Source organism: Micromonospora chokoriensis (assembly GCF_900091505.1).
GTDB lineage: Bacteria > Actinomycetota > Actinomycetes > Mycobacteriales > Micromonosporaceae > Micromonospora > Micromonospora chokoriensis.
In genome coordinates this window covers 4,951,068-4,973,120 of sequence record NZ_LT607409.1, presented here as the reverse complement: position 1 = coordinate 4,973,120, position 22,053 = coordinate 4,951,068, and the positions used below count along the sequence as shown (strand labels likewise).

At 72.3% G+C, this 22,053-nt stretch carries 16 protein-coding genes and 1 pseudogene; 11 read left to right on the top strand and 6 right to left on the bottom strand.

Annotation, left to right across the window (positions count from 1 at the left end):
• Nucleotides 1-17 precede the first annotated feature (17 nt).
• The 3 genes from GA0070612_RS23050 to GA0070612_RS23040 form a co-directional block, all read right to left on the bottom strand.
• Entirely contained in the window at nucleotides 18-869 is an 852-nt protein-coding gene (locus GA0070612_RS23050) for a hypothetical protein (RefSeq protein WP_167393665.1), read from the bottom strand.
• A 789-nt stretch (nucleotides 870-1,658) separates the two neighbouring features.
• Nucleotides 1,659-2,084, bottom strand: coding sequence for an OsmC family protein (locus GA0070612_RS23045; protein ID WP_088989808.1), 426 nt, complete (start codon nucleotides 2,082-2,084; stop codon nucleotides 1,659-1,661).
• 68 nt (nucleotides 2,085-2,152) lie between these two features.
• On the bottom strand, nucleotides 2,153-3,085 hold the full coding sequence (locus tag GA0070612_RS23040; RefSeq protein WP_088991702.1) for a serine/threonine-protein kinase: 933 nt from the start codon (nucleotides 3,083-3,085) through the stop codon (nucleotides 2,153-2,155).
• A gap of 347 nt (nucleotides 3,086-3,432) precedes the next feature.
• Between GA0070612_RS23040 and GA0070612_RS23035 the strand changes: the two genes are divergently transcribed.
• The 3 genes from GA0070612_RS23035 to GA0070612_RS23025 all read left to right on the top strand — a co-directional run bounded on the left by GA0070612_RS23035 (nucleotide 3,433) and on the right by GA0070612_RS23025 (nucleotide 6,006).
• Nucleotides 3,433-3,663, top strand: coding sequence for a hypothetical protein (locus GA0070612_RS23035; RefSeq protein ID WP_088989807.1), 231 nt, complete (start codon nucleotides 3,433-3,435; stop codon nucleotides 3,661-3,663).
• 119 nt (nucleotides 3,664-3,782) lie between these two features.
• A complete protein-coding gene (locus tag GA0070612_RS23030) occupies nucleotides 3,783-4,523 on the top strand; it encodes a response regulator transcription factor (protein ID WP_408630578.1) in 741 nt (246 codons plus the stop codon).
• A complete protein-coding gene (locus GA0070612_RS23025) occupies nucleotides 4,501-6,006 on the top strand; it encodes a sensor histidine kinase (RefSeq protein ID WP_088989805.1) in 1,506 nt (501 codons plus the stop codon). Before GA0070612_RS23030 ends, GA0070612_RS23025 begins: the two co-directional genes overlap by 23 nt.
• Here the strand turns inward: GA0070612_RS23025 and GA0070612_RS32620 are convergent.
• A complete protein-coding gene (locus GA0070612_RS32620; RefSeq protein ID WP_231924304.1) occupies nucleotides 5,969-6,412 on the bottom strand; it encodes an aromatic acid exporter family protein in 444 nt (147 codons plus the stop codon). The two genes, GA0070612_RS23025 and GA0070612_RS32620, sit on opposite strands and share 38 nt — an antisense overlap.
• On the opposite strand from GA0070612_RS32620, the pseudogene GA0070612_RS32160 reads away from it, so the two are divergent.
• The 5 genes and pseudogenes from GA0070612_RS32160 to GA0070612_RS23000 form a co-directional block, all read left to right on the top strand.
• Nucleotides 6,380-6,682 (top strand): annotated as a pseudogene (locus GA0070612_RS32160) (glycoside hydrolase family 15 protein); the annotation flags it as partial. The gene GA0070612_RS32620 and the pseudogene GA0070612_RS32160 sit on opposite strands and share 33 nt — an antisense overlap.
• Nucleotides 6,683-6,953: 271 nt before the next feature.
• Nucleotides 6,954-7,103 (top strand): hypothetical protein, encoded by a 150-nt coding sequence (locus GA0070612_RS31940; protein WP_165947858.1) that lies wholly within the window; start codon nucleotides 6,954-6,956, stop codon nucleotides 7,101-7,103.
• A gap of 17 nt (nucleotides 7,104-7,120) precedes the next feature.
• Nucleotides 7,121-8,551, top strand: coding sequence for a methyltransferase domain-containing protein (locus GA0070612_RS23010; protein ID WP_088991701.1), 1,431 nt, complete (start codon nucleotides 7,121-7,123; stop codon nucleotides 8,549-8,551).
• On the top strand, nucleotides 8,544-10,643 hold the full coding sequence (locus GA0070612_RS23005) for a sulfatase-like hydrolase/transferase (protein ID WP_088989804.1): 2,100 nt from the start codon (nucleotides 8,544-8,546) through the stop codon (nucleotides 10,641-10,643). Before GA0070612_RS23010 ends, GA0070612_RS23005 begins: the two co-directional genes overlap by 8 nt.
• Nucleotides 10,644-10,960: 317 nt before the next feature.
• Nucleotides 10,961-12,244: a citrate synthase gene (locus GA0070612_RS23000; protein ID WP_088989803.1), complete on the top strand. Its 1,284-nt coding sequence runs from the start codon at nucleotides 10,961-10,963 to the stop codon at nucleotides 12,242-12,244.
• 479 nt (nucleotides 12,245-12,723) lie between these two features.
• Here GA0070612_RS23000 and GA0070612_RS22990 read toward each other — a convergent pair whose 3' ends face one another.
• Both GA0070612_RS22990 and GA0070612_RS22985 read right to left on the bottom strand, forming a co-directional pair.
• The gene (locus tag GA0070612_RS22990; protein WP_088989801.1) at nucleotides 12,724-13,368 is read right to left on the bottom strand and encodes a maleylpyruvate isomerase N-terminal domain-containing protein; all 645 of its coding nucleotides are present in this window, start codon (nucleotides 13,366-13,368) and stop codon (nucleotides 12,724-12,726) included.
• Nucleotides 13,369-14,066: 698 nt separating this feature from the next.
• On the bottom strand, nucleotides 14,067-15,524 hold the full coding sequence (locus tag GA0070612_RS22985; RefSeq protein ID WP_088989800.1) for a glycosyltransferase family 4 protein: 1,458 nt from the start codon (nucleotides 15,522-15,524) through the stop codon (nucleotides 14,067-14,069).
• Between the two features lie 313 nt (nucleotides 15,525-15,837).
• Between GA0070612_RS22985 and glgX the strand changes: the two genes are divergently transcribed.
• The 3 genes from glgX to treZ are packed head-to-tail and all read left to right on the top strand — an operon-like array spanning nucleotide 15,838 to nucleotide 21,984.
• Nucleotides 15,838-17,955, top strand: a complete 2,118-nt coding sequence (gene glgX, locus GA0070612_RS22980) for a glycogen debranching protein GlgX (protein WP_088989799.1) — start codon at nucleotides 15,838-15,840, stop codon at nucleotides 17,953-17,955.
• A gap of 1 nt (nucleotide 17,956) precedes the next feature.
• Nucleotides 17,957-20,263, top strand: a complete 2,307-nt coding sequence (gene treY, locus GA0070612_RS22975) for a malto-oligosyltrehalose synthase (protein ID WP_088989798.1) — start codon at nucleotides 17,957-17,959, stop codon at nucleotides 20,261-20,263.
• On the top strand, nucleotides 20,260-21,984 hold the full coding sequence (gene treZ / locus GA0070612_RS22970) for a malto-oligosyltrehalose trehalohydrolase (protein ID WP_088989797.1): 1,725 nt from the start codon (nucleotides 20,260-20,262) through the stop codon (nucleotides 21,982-21,984). Before treY ends, treZ begins: the two co-directional genes overlap by 4 nt.
• Nucleotides 21,985-22,053 lie beyond the last annotated feature (69 nt).

Below are 22,053 nucleotides of genomic sequence, written 5' to 3'. Positions count from 1 at the left end.
CGACGTGGGTGACCGGCTCAGGCGGTGAGCGCCGCCGCGACGATCGTCGCCCGCTCCTCGTGCTGGGCGTACGCATCGGGGTAGGCGGAGATCTGCACCGACTGGGCGGCGTAGGTGACGCTCATGTCCTGCCAGCCCGGGACCTCGTTGAGGGCCGTGTAGAAGGCCCGCGCGGCGTACGAGGGGCGCATCAACTCGGCCACGGTGCCCCAGCCGCTGCTCGGGCGCTGCTGGAACAGCCCGACCGAGTCATGGTCGGACCCGCTGCCCTGGTTCGGGTAGTTCGCCGACTCCGGCAGGACGTCGCTGGCCAGGTTGTAGAGGTTGCTCTCCTGCATGGCGGTGGACAGCGCCACCACCAGGGCGCGGCGGGGCATCTTCATGTCCAGGCCGACGTCAACGATGATCTTCGCGTTGTCCATCTGCGCCTGGTCGAGGCCGGCGACCGGTCGGGGTCGGCGCGGCTTGACCGGCTTCTTGGGCGCCTTGCGCGCGACGGTAGGGCTGGGCGTGGGCTTCGCCGTCGGGCTGGGCAGGATCCGGGCGGGGGCGATGTCACGGTCCAGCGATCGCGAGGCGCGCTCGTCGGCGATCGCCGCACGGTCGGCCACCGCCTCGGCGAGTGGCTCCACGGCGCGGGACGTGTCGTCGCTGCTGCCCCGCGCGCTGGCTACCGCGACGAGGCTGAGGCAGCAGGTGACACCGGTGGCCAGCGCCACCCGGACCGGGGTCGAGCCCAGCAGGCTGCGACGGGGCGGCTCGGAGGCGCGGTGACGGCCGATCGTCCGTTCGGTTGATGCGGCGTCGTCCGAATGGGTAGTCGGTCGCGCGTCGGTCAGCTTCTGGTCGGAGGGGTCGTCGGGATGCACCTGCCGAGGCTAAAGACCCAATTGCTCGATATCGTCCGCCGGTACGGTGGCATGCGCCACACTTTGCCCCGATCAGGGGGATTCGGTGGTGCAAAACGGCAGTGGAGTGAAGCAAAACCGCACAACAGGCGAGACGGTTATTTCCGATTCGGGGTGTGATTGCGGTCGCTCAGCGTGTGGCCCGGCCCGCCGGCCTCGCCCTGCGTGACGGTCCGTCGAACGGTCAGGCGCGGTTCCCCCGAACAGCCGATCGGTCGGCCTGCCGGGCCTGGTCTCCTGGTGGTGCCCCCGCGCCTGCTGGGCCTGGTCTCCTGGTGGTGCCCCCGCGCCTGCTGGGCCTGGTCTCCTGGTGGTGCCCCCGCGCCTGCTGGGCCTGGTCTCCTGGTGGTGCCCCCGCGCCTGCTGGGCCTGGTCTCTTGGTGGTGCCCCGCGCTTGCCGGGTCTTGGCTCTTGGTGGTGCCCCGCGCCTGCCGGGCCTTGGCTCCTGGTGGTGCCCCGCGCTCCCCGGGCCGGCCCTGCGAAAGCCGCCGGGCTGGGCCTCTGGTGCGACGCTGATCGCCCCTGGTCCTCGGCGGCCCGAACCGGCTTGATCCACTCGGGTTCCCTGAAGTGGGGGTGTCCGAGCCGCCCGGATACCCCGACTTCGCCAATGTCGAGTGGATCATGACGTGCGCGCGGCGGTGCGTGTGGCGCTGCGCGCGGCGGTGCGTGTGGCGAGTGCGGGCCGCGCGGCGGCGACTGCGGGGGCCCGCGGCGATCAGTGCGGTGCGCGCGAGGTGGCCCGCCGGGTCAGTGTCGGCCGTTCTCGGCGGGTGTGACGGTCAGCCGGTGGCGGCTGGCGTCGCTGCTGGAGAACGGCCACAGCCGGTCGGCGTACTCGACCAGGTCGGCCAGTTGCTCCCGACTCAGGCCCGCCGAGCTGATCTGCGCGTGGACGTCGGCCCGGTACCGGCCGTCGTCGTCGCGCCCCAGCTTCGCCTCCGCCCGCACCTGGACGGTGTGCGCCTCGTTGGTGATCTCACCGGCCGCCTCCACCGCCGCGTGGTGCAGGCAGGAGGCGAAGGCGGCGGCCAGCAGCTGCTCTGGTCGCAGACCCGTGCAGTGCGCGGCCAGCGGCGAGGCCAGCGCGGTGGAGAGCCCGCCGTCGTCGGTACGTACGTGACCGCCCTCGGCGGTCGCTGTGGCCTCACGCAGCCAGGAACTCTGATCCGGCATCGCGTATCTCCCGTCGCTCACCGGCGGGCTACCCGGCCCCAGCCCGGCGAAACGCGGAACCGGCGGTCTCAGCGCTGCTCGTCGAACACCGCCACCGCCTCGGTGACCTCCGTCGCGGCCCGTTCGGTCCACGCCGAGGCCGGGGCGGGCCGCCGGGCGGTGGGGATCGTCATCGGCACGTACACCCGGGCGTCCACGGCCTCGGCCAGCAGCAGTGCCGCCATCAGGCTGGTCGGACGCCGCTCGGGCTCGTCGGCGAGGCAGGAGTGGCACAGGTCGGCCACCTCGGGCGGCAACCCGTCGATCGCGGGTAGCCGCTCCGGTGGCTGTCGGCGGCGCTCGCCGAGCAGTTCGCCGGCGGTGACCGCGTGGTACGGCAGGCGGGCGGTGAGGCTGTAGTAGAGCAGCACGCCGAGGGCGTACATGTCGGCGGCCGGCGTGGCCGGCTCCCCGTCCAGCTGCTCGGGGGCGAGGTACGCCGGGGTGCCGACCACGATCCCGTCGGGCAGCGGGTCCGGGGTGCCGGCGGGGACGGCGATGCCGAAGTCGAGGACCTTCGCCCCGGCCGGGGTGAGCATGACGTTCGCCGGTTTGACGTCGCGATGGACGATGCCCTCCGCGTGTGCGGCGGCCAGCGCCGCGGCGACCTCCGCGCAGACCCGCACGGAGATCCGCCAGTCCAGCGGCCCGGCCCGCAGGTGCGCCGCGAGCGTCTCACCCTCGGCCAGTTCCATCACGATGTACGGCACCGGGCGGCCGGGCAGTGTGGAGGAGGTGCCGAAGTCGTGCACACTCGCCACGTTCGGGTGCACGAGGCGGGCGGCGGACCGGGCCTCGGCGCGAATGCGTTCCACCGGGCTGTCCTGCTGGTGCGGACCGGGCAGGATGAGCTTCACCGCGACCGGCCGGTCCAGCACCTGGTCGTGTGCCCGCCAGACCTCGGACATGCCGCCCACGCCGATGCGCTGCTCGAGCTGGTACCGCCCGTCCAGCGTGCGCATCGACCACTCCTCCTCCACGCCCCGCCGACGACGGGTGCTCAGGTCGCGGTACCCGAGCGCCGAGCTGGGCAAACCGGCACAGCCCGCGCTGGGCAAACCGGCACAGGCCGCGCTGAGCGAACCGGCACAGCCCGCGCCGAACCGGCACAGCCCGCGCTGAGCGAACCGGCACAGCCCGCGCCGAACCGGCACAGCCCGCGCTGGGCGAACCGGCACAGGCCGCGCTGGGCGAACCGGGGACCGGCCGGCCCGCGCACGTCGCTGCGGCGCGGCGGCCGGTGCGGTAACTTGCGAGCCAGAGTCGGCGTCACTCACTGTGCCGGCACGGTCACCCGAGAGGCGCCGCGATGAGCGAGGTCACCGTACGCTTCGTCGGCGGGCCCGCGGACGGGCTGGTCCGGCTGCTGCCGGCCGGGTCGGACGGCGCCCCACCGCAGCGTTGGATCATGCGGCATCCGGACGGCACCGGCCCGGTGCAGCCCGGCCCCGACCACCTCTACGAACGCGACCGCCCGGACGGCACCGGCGGTTGGAGCATGCGCTTCGTGCGCACCGACGCGTACGGGGTGTCCGAGTGACCACGGGGCGGGGCTGACCGGTGGCGACGCCGGAGTCCCGTCGACCCGGCCGCACAGCCGGCACACAGGCTCCGCAGGGGCGTGGCACAGGCGTGGCGGCCACGATGGGCGGCATGGTCATGAACGGGCAGGCCGCACCGAGCCGGATCGAGCTGCGTCGCCCCGACGGGGAACCCGTCCGGGTGCTGGTGGTCGACGACGAACCCACGCTCACCGACCTGCTGTCGATGGCCCTGCGCTACGAGGGCTGGCAGGTCCGCAGCGCCGGCAACGGGATGGCGGCGTTGAGCGCCGCCCGGCAGTTCCAGCCGGACGCGGTGGTGCTCGACGTGATGTTGCCCGACCTGGACGGCTTCCAGGTGCTGCGTCGGCTGCGCGAGGACGCCCCGACGGTGCCGGTGCTCTTCCTGACCGCCCGCGACGCGGTCGAGGAACGCATCGCCGGGTTGACAGTCGGCGGCGACGACTACGTCACCAAACCGTTCAGCCTGGAGGAGGTGATCGCCCGGCTGCGCGCCCTGCTGCGCCGCTCCGGGTTCGCGGTCGCCGCCCGGGAGGACGCCGTGCTGACCGTCGGCGACCTCAGCCTCGACGAGGACAGCCACGAGGTGCGCCGGGGCGGCCAGCTCGTCACGCTCACCGCCACCGAGTTCGAGCTGCTGCGCTACCTGATGCGCAATCCGCGTCGGGTGCTCAGCAAGGCGCAGATCCTCGACCGGGTGTGGAACTACGACTTCGGCGGCCAGGCCAACGTGGTGGAGCTGTACATCTCGTACCTGCGCAAGAAGATCGACGCCGGCCGGCCGCCGATGATCCACACACTGCGCGGCGCGGGCTATGTCCTCAAACCCGCCGAGTGACCGCCGACCGTTGCGGGCCGCCCGGCGGTGGCTGGCCGGCCGCTCCCTGCGTACCCGGTTGGTGTTCGCCCTGCTCGCGCTGCTGGCGGTGGTCAGCGTGGCGATCGGTGGCCTCAGCACGGTGGCGCTGCGGCACTTCCTGATCGAGCGGCTCGACGCCCAGCTGGCGCCCGCGACGGCCATGCGGGGTGACCGTCCGGGGCGGCCGGCGTTCCCGGGCAACGGGCCGGGCGTGCCACCCGGGTCACCGTCGGGCACGGTGGTCGCCGTGATCACCGACGGGCGGGTGACCAGCGCCCGGACCCTGACCGACAGTCCGTCCAGCGGCGACCCGTTCCCCGACGAGCAGGCCGTCCCGGTCGGGGACGTCGCCGCGCTGGCGGGCCTGCCGGTGGACGCCGCACCGCGCACCGTCGACCTCGGGGCGCGCGGCGACTACCGGGCCGTGGCCCGGCAGTACTGGGACGGCCGGGTACGCGTCGTGGCGATTCCCCTGGCCGGGGTGCAGGAGACCGTCTGGTGGATGGTGGCCGCGCAGGCCGCGGTGGCCGCCGTCGGGCTGCTGGTCGCCGGTGCGGCCGGCGCGCTGATCGTCCGGGCCACACTGCGCCCGCTCCACCGGGTGGCCGCCACCGCCACCCGGGTCACCGAGCTGCCGCTGGACCGGGGCGAGGTGGCGCTCGCCGTCCGGGTCCCGGACGCGGACACCGACGCGCGCACCGAGGTCGGTCAGGTCGGCGCGGCGTTGAACCGGATGCTGGGCCACGTCGCCGACGCGCTCGCCGCCCGGCAGGCCAGCGAGACCCGGGTACGCCAGTTCGTCGCCGACGCCAGCCACGAGTTGCGGACTCCGCTGGCGGCGATCCGCGGCTACGCCGAGGTGGCCCGGCGCGGTCGCGACGAGGTACCCCCCGACGTGGCGCACGCGTTGCGCCGGGTGGAGTCGGAGAGCACCCGGATGACCAGGCTCGTCGACGACCTGCTGCTGCTGGCCCGCCTCGACACCGGCCGTCCCCTCGCCGTCGAACCGGTCGACCTGACCGCTCTGGTGGTGGACGCGGTCAGCGACGCGCACGTCGCCGGTCCCGATCACCGCTGGCAGCTCGGCCTGCCCGAGGTGGCGATCCGGGTGCCCGGCGATGCGGCCCGGCTGCACCAGGTCGTCGCGAACCTGCTGGCCAACGCGCGGGTGCACACGCCGCCGGGCAGCACGGTGACCACCACACTGGCCGTCGAGGGGGCCAACGCCGTGCTCACCGTCGCCGACGACGGGCCCGGGGTGCCGGCGGAGCTGCAACCGGAGGTGTTCGAGCGGTTCGCGCGCGGCGACAGCTCCCGCTCCCGGGCGCACGGCAGCACCGGCCTCGGCCTGGCGATCGTGGCGGCCGTGGTGGAGGCCCACCGGGGGACCGTGGGTGTCGACAGCCGCCCGGGGCGCACCGTCTTCACCGTCCGCGTACCGGACCCGACCGTCGACGGGTAGCGGCTGCGGTCAGTCGGCGGCAGCCTCCCGCACCAGCCGGCGTGCCTCGTCGCGGGGCACGCCGGTGGCCCGTAGCAGGTCGTTGCGCGAGGGCCTGCGCCGACGCGGTCATCTCCCGGGCGAACAGGTCGAGGGCGGGTTCGGCGGCCCGGCGTACCGTCCGCAGCGGGTTGGTCGGCAGGAGCACGAGCATCGGAGGGAGGCCGGCCGCCCCGCCCACCAGCGCGTTGATCGTGCGCGGCCACTCCAGGTCGGGCACGGTCGGGGTGAGGGTGGCGATCAGCACCGCCGTACCGCCGGCCTGGGTCATCAGCGCCCCGGTGCCGCGTACCAGCACCGCGACCGCGATCGCCAGGAAGACGATCGCGCGGGAATGGTGCTGGTCCGCCGCCTCACCGTGCGCCACGGTGCGGTGCGGGTCCGCGCCGAGGTGACGCCCCGCACCGGCTACGGCGCCCGCGCCGCCGGGTGGCACAGCGCCACCGTCCTGCGGGGCCTGTCCTTCGACGAGACCGGGGCGCTGCTCGCCGCGCCCACCGCCTCGCTGCCCGAGGAGATCGGCGGGGTCCGCAACTGGGACTACCGCTTCACCTGGCACCGCGACGCCGCGCTGCTGCTGCTCGCCCTGTTCCGGCTGGGTCACGCCGAGGAGGGCCGTCGCTACCTTCGTTTCCTGCTGACGACCTGTGCCGGTGCCGGTGCCGACCTGCCCCCGCTCGTCGGGATCCACGGGACGACCGGCGAGGAGCGGGTCCTCGACCACCTCGACGGGCGGACCGGAGCGTGTGAGTCACATCCTGTGGCGAGGCTGGGAGTCCGGCGATGTGGCCGCGACGCGGATGGCGATCGGCGTACGGTGAGGGACAAGTCCGGCTTTCTGGGTCAAAAGCCTCACCGCTGCATGCTCGGGACGCCGGTGTCGAGACGGCGAGCGCAAGGAGCGATCGGTGGAACATCTGGCCTACCTGGACGCGGGATCCGGCAGCCTGATCGTGCAGGCGGTCGTCGGCGGGGTGGCCGGCGCCGCGGTCGCCGCGAAACTCTACTGGCGACGCCTGGTCGACCGGTTCCGCCGGCAACCCACCGACCAGCGCTGAGCGGGCCGACACCGACGATGGCGATCTCACCCACCGAGGTACGGCCCGAGCCGGCCTCCTTCCGCGACCCGGCCAACCGGGTCTTCCACGTCGGCGACGAGGTGCTGCGCGGGCTGGACCCCCAGGCCGCCGCGCACTGGCGGGCACTCAACGGCAGCACGTTCTTCCCGACGCTCGTCGCCGCGCGCAAGGTCTGCGCCACCGAGGACGCCCCGCCGGCCCTGGTACCCGCCGCGACCGGCAGCCCGTGGGCCGCCGTGCTGCGGCACGAGCGCATCCCGTTCGTGTCCCACCCGTACGAGTGGTCGTTCGGCATGCTGCGCGACGCCGCGCTGCTGCACCTGGAGATCCTGCGCGCCGCGCTCGGCGAGGGCTTCACCACCAAGGACGGCTCGGCGTACAACCTCCAGTGGCGCGGCGTCGACCCGGTCTTCATCGACATCGGCTCCTTCGAACCGGTCCGCGACGGTGAACCGTGGGCCGGCTACCGGCAGTTCTGTCAGACCGTGCTCTACCCGCTGATGCTCACCGCCCACCTGGGCGTCGACTTCCAGCCGTGGCTGCGCGCCCGCGTCGACGGCATCGAGGCCGACGAGCTGCGACCACTCTTCGGCGGCACCCGCCGACTGCGCCCCGGGGTGCTGACCCACCTGCACCTGCACGGGGCGATGCAGCAGCGCAACGCCGCCGCCAGCACCACCGAGGTCCGCGACCAACTGCGGGCCGCCGGCTTCTCTCGGGAGTTGCTGCTGGCCACCGTACGCGGCATCGAGAAACTGGTCCGCAAGCTGGACCACCGCCCGACCGGCAGCCACTGGTCGGACTACCAGGTCACCTGCGGTTACTCGGCCCGCGACCGGGTGGCCAAGGAACAGTTCGTGGTCACCTCGGTCGCCTCCGGCACCCGCCCCCGCCTCGTGCTCGACCTCGGGGCCAACGACGGCCGGTACTCCCGACTGGCGGCGGGGCACGCCGACTACGTGGTCGCCGTCGAACAGGACCCGGCGGTGGTCGACGAGCTGTACCGCACGCTGCGCTCCGAGGGGCAGCGCCGGATCCTGCCGCTGGTGCTGGACCTCGCCGACCCGTCCCCGGGCGGCGGCTGGCGGGGCGTCGAACGGGCCGGCTTCGCCGACCGGGCGTCCGCCGACGTGGTGCTCGCCCTGGCCGTCGTGCACCACCTGGCGATCGGGCGCAACGTACCGCTGCCGGAGGTCGTCGACTGGCTGACCGGGCTGACCGCTCGGGGCGGCACCGTGGTGGTCGAGTTCGTCCACCCGGAGGACCCGATGGCCGTCCGGCTGCTGGCCAACAAACCCGCCGGACTCTTCCCGGACTACCGACGCGACGCCTTCGAGACGCTGCTCGCCGCCCGGGGGCGGATCACCGAGCGACTGGAACTGCCGTCGGGCACCCGCACGCTCTACCGAACGGTGATCGGTGGCTGAACCGGCCCCCGCCGGCACGCCGGCGCCCGATGAGCAGTCGGGCCCCGACGACCGGTCGGCGGCCCCGAACGCCGGTCGAACGGGCGGATCGACTGCCGGGCGGTGGGACCGGGGCTGGCGCGGTGAGCTGGGTCGGCTGCTGGAGGTGACCGCGCTCGTCGGGCTGGTCATCACCCAACCACTGCTGGACGTGCTCGGCCGCAGCCCCGACTTCTTCCTGTTCCACCGCGCCGATCCGGCGCAGATCCTGCTGCTGGTCGCCCTGGTGGCGGTGCTGCCCACGACCGGGGTGGCGCTGCTCGGGGCGGCCAGCCGACTGGCCGGCCGGACCGTCCGCGCGCTCACCCACACCGGGCTCGTCGGATTGCTGACCGCCGCCCTCGCCGTGCAGGTGGGCCGACACGGAACGCCGCTTCGGGGCGTACCCCTGCTGGTCGTGGCCCTGGCGGTCGGGGCCGGCGGCGCGGTCGCACACCGGCGGTGGCGGGCCCCGCGCCTGGTGCTGCGCCTGGCCGCCGCCGGACAGGTCGCCTTCGTGGCGCTGTTCCTGGTCGCCTCGCCCACCTCCGCGGTGGTCCTGCCGCGCGGCGACGGCGGCGCGGCCGGCACCGCGCAGGGTGCGGGCGTGCACCCCCCGGTGGTGATGCTGATCCTCGACGAGCTGCCACTGGTCAGCCTGCTCGGCAGCGACGGAACGATCGACGCGGCGCGGTTCCCGCACTTCGCGGAGCTGGCCGGCGCCTCCACCTGGTACCGCAACGCCACCGGCGTCAGCGGGTGGACGCCCAACGCGCTGCCCGCGATGCTCACCGGCCGCTACCCGGCGAAGCCCGTGGCCCCGCACTACTCGCAGTACCCGGACAACATCTTCACCGCCTTCGGCGGCCTCTACGACATCAGGGCCGAGGAGAGCATCACCCGTCTCTGCCCGCCCAGCCGGTGCGAGCAACCGGTCACCCCGGAGCAGGGGCTCGGCGTGCTGGTCCGGGAGACCGGCACGCTCCTCGGCCGGATCGCCGGGCCCACCGACAGCACCGTCGACCCCGAGGACTCCTACCGGGAACAGACCCGCGTCGAGGCCGGCCTGGACGCCGCCGAGCCGGTACCGGCCGACCCGAAGTTCCGCTGGGACAGCCTGGACGACAACCAGCCGGCCCGGTTCACCAGCTTCCTGGCCGGGCTGAAACCCGCGCCCCGGCCCACGCTGCACTTCCTGCACCTGCTGATGCCGCACTCGCCGTGGGCGTACCTGCCGTCGGGTGCCCGCTACGACGCCCCCGAGGACCTGCCCAACGACGGCGCCGGCTGGGTCGACCTGGCCCGGCAACGCCACCTCGCCCAACTCGGCTACACCGACCGGCTCATCGGCGAGACCCTGCGGACGCTGCGCGCCGGCGGCCTCTACGACCAGTCCCTACTCGTGGTGACCGCCGACCACGGCGTCAGCTTCCGTCCGGGCGCGCAGGGCCGGGGCATGGACGCGATCAAGGCCGCCGCCGGCGAGGTCGCCTGGGTGCCGATGTTCGTCAAGGAACCCCGCCAACAGACCGGCCGGGTGGACGACCGCAACTGGGAGCACGTCGACCTCCTGCCGACCGTCGCCGACGAGGCCAACATCCGGCTGCCCTGGCGCGTCGACGGCCGCTCCGCCCGGCAGGCCCCGCGCACCGACGGCACGAAGCACTTCTACGACCGCCCAGGCGAACCGACCACCTTTCCCGGCGGGATGCCCAGCCCGCCACCGCTGCCGACCCCGCACCCCCTGGTCGGTACGCAGGTGCGCGCCGGCCCGGTCGCCGGTAACGCCCGGGTGGCCGACCTGGCCGCGTTCACCGCCACGGACCCGGACACCGGCACCCTCCCGGCGCTCGTCTGGGGCGACCTCCCGGACCAGATCCCGGACGGCACACTGCTGGCCGTGGCCGTCAACGGCCGGATCGGGGCCGTCGTCCCGGCGGTGCCCGCCGACCCCGGCGGCCGCCGGTTCGCCGCGCTGCTCACCGACGACACGCTGTTCCGCGCCGGCGCCAACCAGCTCGACGTCCTCCAGGTCACGCCGGACGGTACGCTGCGACGCCTCACCCTGTCGTGACCCGGCCGTCGGTCCGGTGCGGTCGGAGTCCCGGCGCGGTCCGGGTTGCCGGCGTGCTCCGGGCTGGTGTCCTGCCGCGGATTACCGGCCTGCTCGGGGCTGGTGTCCTGGTGTCCGCCCGACCTGCTGCGGGTCGGCGTCCCGGCCGGTTCGGCCGGGTCCCGGCTGGCGGGACGGCGGGTTTCCCGGCGGCCCGGTCGGGAATCGGGTGACGCATGCCTCACCGCAGAACCACGGCCGGCATTGGCCACCGAGCCGCAATTACGGTAGAAGCGAAGGCAATTCAACGTAGATCTGCCGGCGAAGCGAGGAACCACATGACGGAAGTCAAGCTCGATCACCCCGGTGGGCAGCTGTCGATGCCGGTACATCCAGCGGTCGAGGGCCCCGCCGGTATCGGGGTGAGCAAGCTGCTGAAGGAAACCGGGATGACCACGTACGACCCCGGTTTCGTCAACACCGCCGCTGCCTCATCCGCGATCACCTACATCGACGGCGACGCGGGCATCCTGCGTTACCGGGGGTACCCGATCGAGCAGCTGGCCGAGAAGTCCTCCTTCCTGGAGGTCTCGTACCTGCTCATCTACGGTGAGCTGCCGACCGAGCAGCAGCTGACCGAGTTCACCGAGTGGATCCGGCGGCACTCGCTGCTGCACGAGGAGATGCGGCGCTTCTTCGACGGCTTCCCCCGGGACGCCCACCCGATGGCGGTGCTGTCGTCCGCGGTGAGCGCCCTGTCCACCTTCTACCAGGACAGCCTGGACCCGTTCGACTCCGAGCACGTGGAGATCTCCACGGTCCGGCTGATGGCGAAGGTCCCCACCATCGCCTCGTACGCGTACAAGAAGTCCATCGGGCAGCCGCTGCTCTACCCGGACAACTCCCTCGGGTACGTGGACAACCTCCTGCGGATGACGTTCGGCGTGCCGGCGGAGCCGTACGAGGTCGACCCGGTGATGTCGAAGGTGCTGGACATGCTCTTCGTCCTGCACGCCGACCACGAGCAGAACTGCTCCACGTCGACCGTCCGCCTGGTCGGCTCCAGCAACGCCAACCTGTTCGCCTCCGTCTCGGCCGGCGTGAACGCGCTGTTCGGCCCGCTGCACGGCGGCGCGAACCAGGCGGTGCTGGAGATGCTCCAGCAGATCCACTCCGGCGACGACGACGTCCGGTCCTTCGTCCGCAAGGTCAAGGACAAGGAGGACGGCGTCAAGCTGATGGGCTTCGGCCACCGGGTCTACAAGAACTACGACCCGCGCGCGGCGATCGTCAAGAAGGCCGCCCAGGACGTGCTCGGCCGGATGGCCAAGCCGGACCCGCTGCTGGACATCGCCATGGAGCTGGAGGAGATCGCCCTCGCCGACGACTTCTTCGTCTCCCGGCGGCTCTACCCCAACGTGGACTTCTACACCGGCCTGATCTACAAGGCCATGGGCTTCCCCACGAAGATGTTCACGGTGCTGTTCGCGCTCGGCCGGCTCCCCGGCTGGATCGCCCAGTGGCGCGAGATGATCAACGACCCGGAGACCAAGATCGGCCGTCCGCGGCAGGTCTACGTCGGTGCCGCCGAGCGGGACTACGTCCCCTTCAACGAGCGCTGACCTCCGTCGCTCTATAGCACCACCGTTCGTCGTACCACCGCTCGTCGTACCACCGCTCGTCGTACCACCGTTCGTCGTACCACCGCAGGCCGTCGATCCGCTCGGGTCGGCGGCCTGTCGCCTTCGGTGGGCTGCGTTGGCCGGTCGCCTTGCGTCGGTGGTGTCGGTGGTGTCGGCCGGTCGCCTTGCGTCGGTGGTGTCGGTGGTGTCGGCCGGTCGCCTTGCGTCGGTGGTGTCGGTCGCGTCGGCCGGTCGCCTTGCGTCGGTGGTGTCGGTCGCGTCGGCCGGTCGCCTTGCGTCGGTGATGTCGGCCGGTCGCCTTACGTCGGTCGTGTCGGTCGCGTCGGCCTGTCGTCGTTCGACGGTCCCGGCCCGGTCAGGCGGGCTTGATCGACTCGGGTTCCTGGAAGTCGGGGCATCGGCGGCGCTGGGATACCGCGCCTTCACGGAAACCGAGTCGATCAAGCCGGGGCGGTGGGTCAGAAGGCGGAGATGTCCTGTGCCCGTTCGCTGCGGCTCAACGCGCTGATCAGCGCGGACTGCCCGCGGCGGCGAACGGCCAGCCGGACCAGCAGGTCGCAGACGGGCTCGAAGACCTCCGCCGGGAACTCCGGCGTGGGCACGCCGATGCTCACCGCGAGGTCGTCGGAGTGGACCACGATCTCCAACTGGCGGGTGAGCAGGAAGTCACCGCGCCGCAGGGCCCAGCCCTGCCACGGAATGGGTACGACGTCCCGGGCCGCGCCGCGTCCCAGCAGGTCGCCCGCCTCCTTCACTGCGGCGGCGGATCGGGCGTGCAGGTCGGCGGGGCCTCGGGCCGCTTCTTCCTCGTCGTTGCTCACGGCGACCGAGGCGGCGTCCGGGGTGCCCTCGCTGACCCAGGCGGCCCGCTCGTAGTGGTTGTCGGCCGACTCCAACACCGGCAGGTCGCTCGGCGTCGGCAGCAGCTCCGCCGCCCGGATCGCCTGACGTCCCAGGTGGCACGCCAAACCGCCGATGGAGAGGTGCGGGAGCGCACTCGGGCGCGACCACTGCTCCGACACTTCGGGGCGGCGGATCAGGTCCAAGGCGATGGAAGCGGCAATCGGGAACGCGGAATCCAGGGCGTCGACAGGGCGAGACATCCGCACATTCTGGCAGCCCCGACAGGTCCCCGCCGCGCGGCAAGACGCCGCTCATCGGTCGTCACGTTCACGGAGCGGGTCGTGGACCGAGCGGGCGTCGATCGTCTCCGTGTCGCCGATGTGGCGGTGTCCCGGCGCGGCGTTACCGCCAGGTCGGCGATATGAAGTCGACCGAGCGCGGCGGTGGGTCGTGTGGGTGGGGCGCGGTGCGGTGCGGGGGTCGTGTGGGTGGGGCGCGGTGCGGTGGTGGGTCGTGCGAATGGGGCGCGGTGCGGGGTCGTGTGGGTGGGGCGCGGCGGTGGGTCGTGCGGATTGAGCGCGGCGACGAGGTGGGGGTCGAGCGCCGTGTCGGGCGGCGCGGGCTGAGCGCGGCCGGCGTCGGTGTGCATCACGTTGGGCGGCCGGGCGCGCGTGATCGACTCGGTTTGCAGGAAGTCGGGGTGTCCGAGACGCAAGGACACCCCGACTTCAAGGAACGCGAGTTGATCACGCGCGGGGGGCGGGGCGCAGCGCCGAGGGGCCGGGGCGCGCGCCCCGCGGCGCCGAGTGGCGCGCGCCCCGCGGCGCCGAGTGGCGTGGTGCCGGGGTGGCGTGGTGCCGGGGTGGCGCGGCGCCGGGGTGGCGTGGCGCCGGGGTGGCGTGGTGCCGGGGTGGCGTGGTGCCGAGGGGCGTGGTGCCGGGTGGCGGGGCCCCCGAGGTCAGCGCAGGCCGGCGGCGGCCAGCAGGTTGCCGTCGGGGAGTGCCGGTAGCGCACGACCCTGGGACATCCGCCGCTCGGCACGTTCGGCGGTGAACGTGGCGTCGGAGTGGATGGCGGCGGCGTAGCTGGCGGCGGTGCGGTGGGCGATGGCCGCCCAGCCGTACTGGTCGTGGACCATCCGACGGGCGCGGCGGGCCATGACGCGGGACCGGTCGGGGTCGGACAGGAGCGCGTCGACGGCGTCGGCGAGGCTGTCCGGGTCGTGTGGGCGGAAGGTCATTCCGGTGACGCCCGGTTCGACGATCTCGGCGAGGCCGCCGGTGGCGGAGACGGCCAGGGGTGCGCCGGCGGCGGCGCCTTCCAATGCCACCATGCCGAACGGCTCGTAGATGCTCGGCACGGCGAAGCAGTCGGACGCGGCCATCAGCGCCGGCAGGTCGGTGCCGCCGAGGAAGCCGGGCATGGTGACCATGCCGCCCAGACCACGGCGGTGCACCTCGGCTTCCAGTTCGGCGCGGTACGGGCCGTCGCCGGCGATCACGGCACGCAGCCCGGGGTGGCGCTCGCGCAGTCGGGGGAGTGCGGCGATCAGGTGCTGGACGCCCTTCTCGTACACGAGGCGACCGGCGAAGGTGACCAGCGGGCCGTTCCCGGCGAACCGGGCCCGGGCAGCGGCGACGGCGCGGGCGGGCACCCGCCAGCGGTGCGGCTCGACGCCGTTGGCGACCACGTCGACGCGTCCGGCCGGTACGCCGAAGAGCGCGTTCACCTCGTCGCGCATGTACCCGGAGCAGACGATCACCCGGTTGGACTCGCTGCTGAGCCACTGTTCGACACCGTGGATGGTGCGGTTCATCTCCTCCGGCAGCCAGCCCTGGTGCCGGCCGGCCTCGGTGGCGTGGATGGTGCTGACCAGCGGGATGTCCAGGTGGTCGCGCAACGTCATGGCGGTGTGCGCGACGAGCCAGTCGTGGGCGTGGATGACGTCGTACGAGCCGGCCTGGGTGGCGCGCAGGGCGGTGCGGGTGAGGGTGTGGTTGAACGCCATGGTCCAGGCCAGCAGGCTGTTGGTGGCGAGGGGGAAGGTGACCGGGTCCTCGGGGGCGCGCAGGATGCGCACGCCGTCGGCGTACTCCTCCAGGGGTGCGCCGTCGGTGTGGCGGGTGACGACGGTGACCTCGTGGCCGGCGGCGGCCAGGGCCACCGACAGCGCGTGCACGTGGCGGCCGAGGCCACCGACGAGCACCGGCGGGTACTCCCAGGACAGCATGAGGATGCGGCGGGTCTGCGGGGGCACCCCGGGGCCGGACTGCGCCGGCACGACCGCGCCGGGCTGTGTCGAAACGACAGCGGCGGGCCCGGAGGACGCGGGTAGCGGGTGCCGCGAGGTGAGCGTGGGCCGGTGGGCCCGGTCCTTGGTGGCAGCGAGCTGCTCGTCGACCCGCAGGGTCGTCACATCAATCTCCGTCCATGCATGGTGGTATGCGCCGGCGTCAGTGGCGGCGGAGTGAGTGGTGAAAGGGCGGCCGAGGGCCTGGCGGGCACGCGCGAACGCTTGTCCCCGATCAAGGAAAGTCCATCCGACCCCAGAACGCATCTCGAAAACGGCCATCGTGACGGACAACACCTGAGGGTTTACCGCACATCAGACGGGTGGTTTCCGGGCAGCGCCTGAAAGGATGGATTGGCGCGGCCGGGCCGGGGGCACTACCCGCTTGCGTGCGGGCAGCGTCGGCCGGCGCGCACCTCACCATGGGCAAGGGAGCGACATGCAGGTCTGGCCGGGCGAGCGGTACCCGTTGGGCGCCACCTACGACGGGATGGGCACCAACTTCGCCATCTTCTCCGAGGTCGCCGAGCGGATCGAGCTGTGCCTCTTCGACGAGTGGGACACCGGCGCGGAGCGCCGCGTGGAGCTGCGCGAGGTGGACGCGTACGTGTGGCACGCGTACCTGCCGGGCATCGAGCCGGGGCAGCGTTACGGCTACCGGGTGTACGGCCCGTACGACCCGGCGAACGGGTTGCGCTGCAACCCGCACAAGCTGCTGATCGACCCGTACGCGAAGGCCATCGACGGTGACATCCAGTGGGACCCGGCGGTCTACGACTACGACATGGACGAGCCGGAGCGGATGAACGAGACCGACTCGGCGCCGTTCATGCCGAAGTCGGTGGTGGTGAACCCGTACTTCGACTGGGGCAACGACAGGCCGCCGCGCACGCCTTACCACCACTCGGTGATCTACGAGGCGCACGTGCGCGGGCTGACCATGCGGCACCCGGACATCCCGGAGGAGCTGCGCGGCACGTACGCGGGCATCGCCTCCCCGCCGATGATCGACTATCTGACCCGGCTCGGGGTGACGGCGATCGAGCTGATGCCCGTGCACCAGTTCGTGCACGACCACCGGCTCGACGATCTGGGGCTGCGCAACTACTGGGGCTACAACACGATCGGCTTCTTCGCCCCGCACCACGGCTACTCGGCACTGGGTCGGCTCGGCCAGCAGGTGCAGGAGTTCCGGGGCATGGTCAAGGCGCTGCACGCGGCGGGCATCGAGGTCATCCTCGACGTGGTCTACAACCACACCGCCGAGGGCAACCACCTCGGGCCGACGTTGAGCTTCAAGGGCGTGGACGCCCCGAGCTACTACCGGCTCAGCGAGGAGGACCGGCGCTACTTCGTCGACTACACCGGCACCGGCAACAGCCTCAACGTGCGCAGCCCGCACTCCCTGCAACTGATCATGGACTCGTTGCGGTACTGGGTGACCGAGATGCACGTCGACGGCTTCCGGTTCGACCTGGCGGCCACCCTGGCCCGGGAGTTCTACGAGGTGGACCGGCTGTCCACGTTCTTCGAGGTGGTGCAGCAGGACCCGGTGGTCAGCCGGGTGAAGCTGATCGCCGAGCCGTGGGACGTCGGTCCGGGCGGCTACCAGGTGGGCAACTTCCCGCCGCTGTGGACGGAGTGGAACGGAAAATACCGGGACACCGTGCGGGACTTCTGGCGCGGTGAGCCGGCCACCCTGGCCGAGTTCGCGTCGCGCATCTCCGGCTCCGCCGACCTCTACCAGGACGACGGCCGTCGACCGTTCCACAGCATCAACTTCGTGACCGTGCACGACGGGTTCACCCTCAACGACCTGGTGTCGTACAACGACAAGCACAACGAGGCCAACGGCGAGGACAACCGGGACGGCGAGAGCCACAACCGGTCCTGGAACTGCGGCGTCGAGGGCGACACCGACGACGAGGCGATCCTCGCCCTGCGCGCCAAGCAGCGGCGCAACTTCCTGGCCACCCTCATGCTGTCGCAGGGCGTGCCGATGATCGGTCACGGCGACGAGCTGGGCCGCACCCAGCGCGGCAACAACAACGTCTACTGCCAGGACAGCGAGTTGTCCTGGGTCGACTGGGACACCGTCGACGAGCATCTGCTGGCGTTTGTCCGGACGCTCACCGACTTCCGCAAACGGCACCAGGTGTTCCGCCGCCGCCGGTTCTTCACCGGCCTGCCGGTCGGCGGGCGCGGCACCGACGAGCCGCTGCCCGACCTGGCCTGGCACACCCCGGACGGTCGGGAGATGACCGGGGAGGACTGGGGCAACGACTTCGGCCGTTCGGTGGCCCTGTTCGTCAACGGCGAGGGCATCCGGGAACGCGGCCAGTACGGCCAGAAGCACCACGACGCCTCGTTCCTGCTCTGCTTCAACGCCCACGACGCGCCGTTGGACTTCACACTGCCCGGCAGCGAGTACGGCCAGAAGTGGGAACGGGTGATCAGCACGGCCGACCCCGAGCCCGACGACGCGACGGTGATCAGCGCGGGCGGCACCATCCGGGTGCCGGACCGTTCCCTCGTGGTGTTGGAGAGGACGATCTGACATGCCGGCCACCCCTCCGAAGGCCACCTACCGCATCCAGGTCCGCCCCGGCTTCGACCTGGACGCGACCGCAGCGATCCTCGACTATCTGAACGACCTCGGTGTCAGCCACCTCTACACGGCCCCGCTGCTGACCGCGACGCCCGGCTCCCAGCACGGCTACGACGTGGTGGACCACCGGGCTGTCAACCCGGAGCTGGGCGGGGAGGCCGCCCGGCAGCGGTTGCTGCGCGCCCTGCGCGACAAGCAGCTCGGCCTGGTCGTCGACATCGTGCCCAACCACGCCGGGATCGCCGTCGCGCCGGCCAACCCGGCCTGGTGGGACGTGCTGCGCCGGGGGCGCGACTCGTCGTACGCCGACTGGTTCGACATCGACTGGGACCGGGGCCGGCTGCTGCTGCCGGTCCTGGCCGACGACCCGGCCGCAGTGGACGACCTCAAGCTGGTCGACGGGGAGCTGCGCTACCACGAGCACCGCTTCCCGGTGGCCGACGGCACCGGCGACGGCGACGCCCGCACGGTGCATGACCGGCAGCACTACGAGCTGGTGTCGTGGCGTCGGGGTGACGCCGAGCTGACGTACCGCCGGTTCTTCGCCATCACGACCCTGGCCGGCCTGCGCGTGGAGGACCCGGCGGTGTTCGCCGCCACCCACGAGCTGATCCTGCGCTGGGCCGCCGCCGGGGAGGTCGACGGCATCCGCGTCGACCACCCGGACGGCCTGCGCGACCCGGCCGGCTACCTGGCCCGATTGCGGGAGGCCGCCCCGGACGCCTGGCTCGTGGTGGAGAAGATCCTGGAGTACGGCGAGGAGCTGCCGGACTGGCCGGTGGACGGCACCACCGGCTACGACGCCCTGGCCATGGTCGGTGGGCTCTTCATCGACATCGACGCCGAGGGCGACTTCACGGTGCTGGACACCCACCTCAACGGCCGGCAGACCTCCTGGGAGGACCTGACCCACTCCACCAAGATGGCCGCCGCGACCCGTCTGCTCGCCGCCGAGCTGACCCGGTTGGCGGCCCTCGCCCCCGAGGTGCCCACCGAGCAGGCCCGCGCGGCGCTCGCCGAGCTGGCCGCCGCGTTCGACGTCTACCGGGGCTACCCGCCCGACGGCGCCCGGCACCTCGCCGCCGCCCGCTCCGAGGCCGGCCGCCGCCGCCCCGACCTGGCCCGCGCCCTGGACGCGATCACCCGCCGCCTGCGCGACCCCCACGACGAGCTGGGCATGCGGTTCCCGCAGCTCACCGGCGCGGTGATGGCCAAGGGCGTGGAGGACACCGCGTTCTACCGGTGGACCCGGTTCGTGGCGCTCAACGAGGTCGGCGACAACCCCACCCGCTTCGGGGTGCCACCGGCGGAGTTCCACCGCTTCGCCTCCGCCCAGCAGGTCCGCTGGCCCGCGAGCATGACCACCCTCTCCACCCACGACACCAAACGCAGCGAGGACATCCGCGCCCGCCTCGCCGTGCTCAGCGAGCTGCCGGGCCGCTGGGCGGAGCAGGTCAAAACCTGGATGGAGTACGCTCCGCTGCCCGACCCGGCGTTCGCCCACCTGCTCTGGCAGACCGCCGTCGGCGCGTGGCCGATCGAGCGGGAGCGGCTGCACGCGTACGTCGAGAAGGCCGCCCGGGAGGCCGCGGCCTCGACCAGTTGGGCGGACCCGGACCCGGTCTTCGAGCAGGCGCTGCACGACGTGGTCGACCGCATGTACGACGACCCGAGCCTGCACGACGAGCTGACCGAACTCGCCGCCGCGATCACCCCGGCCGGCTGGTCCAACTCGCTGGGGCAGAAGCTGATCCAACTCACCATGCCCGGGGTGCCGGACACCTACCAGGGCACCGAGCTGTGGGACAACTCCCTGGTCGACCCGGACAACCGCCGGCCGGTCGACTTCGACGTACGCCGAGAGCTGCTGGCACGCCTCGACGGCGGCTGGCGTCCCCCGGTCGACACCGACGGAGCGGCGAAGCTGCTCGTCGTGTCGCGGACGCTGCGGTTGCGGCGGGCGCACCCGGAGCTGTTCACCACCTACCGGCCGGTGGCCGCGCACGGGCGGGTGAGCCGCCACGTGGTGGCGTTCGACCGGGGTGGCGCGATCACCGTGGCGACCCGCCTGCCGCTGCGCCTGGCCCGTGCCGGCGGGTGGTGTGACACAGCCCTGTCGCTTCCTGTTCACGATGTGAAGGACCTGTTCACCGGGCGGGTCTACAGTGGCGAGGAGATTCCGCTGGACAATCTTCTGGCCGACTACCCCGTCGCTCTCCTGGCTCCTCTCACCGCCGCCGAGGAGGCCGCTTCATGACCGAATTCTCCGTCTGGGCGCCGGACGCCACCCGGGTGCGACTGCGCCTGGCCGGCGACACCGACCACGAGATGAACGCCGCCGCTGACGGCTGGTGGCGGGTCGACGTTCCCGACGCCGGCCCCGACTACTCCTTTCTGCTGAACGACGACGAAACCCCGCTGCCCGACCCCCGTTCCCCGTGGCAGCCTGCGGGTGTGCACGGGCCGAGCCGCCGCTACGACCATCTTGCGTTCCAGTGGAGTGATTCCTCCTGGACGGGCCGGCAGCTGCCCGGCAGCATCCTCTACGAGCTGCACATCGGCACCTTCACCCCGGAGGGCACCTTCGACGCGGCCATCGACCGCCTCGACCACCTGGTGAACCTCGGCGTCGACCTGATCGAACTGCTCCCGGTCAACGCCTTCAACGGCGAACACAACTGGGGGTACGACGGCGTCTGCTGGTATGCCCCGCACGAGCCCTACGGCGGTCCCGACGGCCTGAAACGGTTCGTCGACGCCGCCCATGCCAAGGGGTTGGGGGTGATCCTCGACGTTGTCTACAACCATTTCGGGCCCTCCGGGGCCTACGCGCCGCGGTTCGGCCCCTACCTGGCCGAGCAGAGCAACAGTTGGGGCCGCTCGATCAACCTGGACGGCCCGCACTCCGACGAGGTACGCCGCTACATCATCGACAGCGTGCTCATGTGGCTGCGCGACTACCACGTCGACGGGCTGCGCCTGGACGCCGTGCACGCGTTGCCCGACACCCGGGCGGTTCCTCTGCTCGAAGAGCTGGCGGTTTCTGTTGAATCCTTGTCGACTCATCTGGGACGGCCGCTGTCGCTGATCGCGGAGTCCGACCTCAACGACCCCCGGCTGATCACCCCTCGGGAGGCTGGCGGGTTCGGGCTGCACGCCCAGTGGAACGACGACGCCCACCACGCGCTGCACACGTTGCTGACGGGGGAGCGGCAGGGCTACTACGGGGACTTCGGCTCCCTGGAGACGCTGTCGGACGTGCTGACCGGCGGGTTCTTCCACGCGGGCACCTGGTCGAGCTTCCGCAACCGGCACCACGGGCGACCGCTGGATGCGCGGGTGCCGGGGCACCGGCTCGTCGCATATCTCCAGAACCATGATCAGATCGGGAACCGGGCCACCGGGGATCGGATCTCTGCCTCGCTGTCGCCTGCGCTGGTGCGGGTCGGGGCTGTGCTGCTGCTGACCGCGCCCTTCACTCCCATGTTGTTCATGGGGGAGGAGTGGGCCGCTTCCACGCCGTGGCAGTTCTTCACGTCGCACCCGGAGCCGGAGTTGGCCTCTGCGGTGCGGACCGGGCGGCGGCGGGAGTTCGCGTCGCACGGGTGGCCGGAGGGGGACGTGCCTGACCCGCAGGACCCGGAGACGTTCACCCGGTCGCGGCTGGACTGGGCGGAGCTGGACAAGCCCGAGCATGCCTCGATGCTGTCGTTCTACCAGCGGTTGATCTCGTTGCGTCGTTCTAATTCGGACCTGTCGGATCCTCGTTTGCACGCGGTTTCTGTGCAGCACGGGGACCAGTTCCTGGTGATGCGGCGGGGGGACACGCTTGTGGTGGCGAACTTCGCTGGGCGGGGGCAAGGGGTGTCGATGCCTGGGGTGGCTCGGCGGGTGCTGCTGGCTACGGGGGAGGGGGTCACGGTGATGCGGGACCGGATCGAGCTGCCTGCGGAGACTGCGGCGATCGTGGCGCTTTGATCTGGCGCGGATCGTTGACTGGATCCTGTGACGGCTGCGCCGTCTAGCTGCCGCCGCTTGACTCAGGTC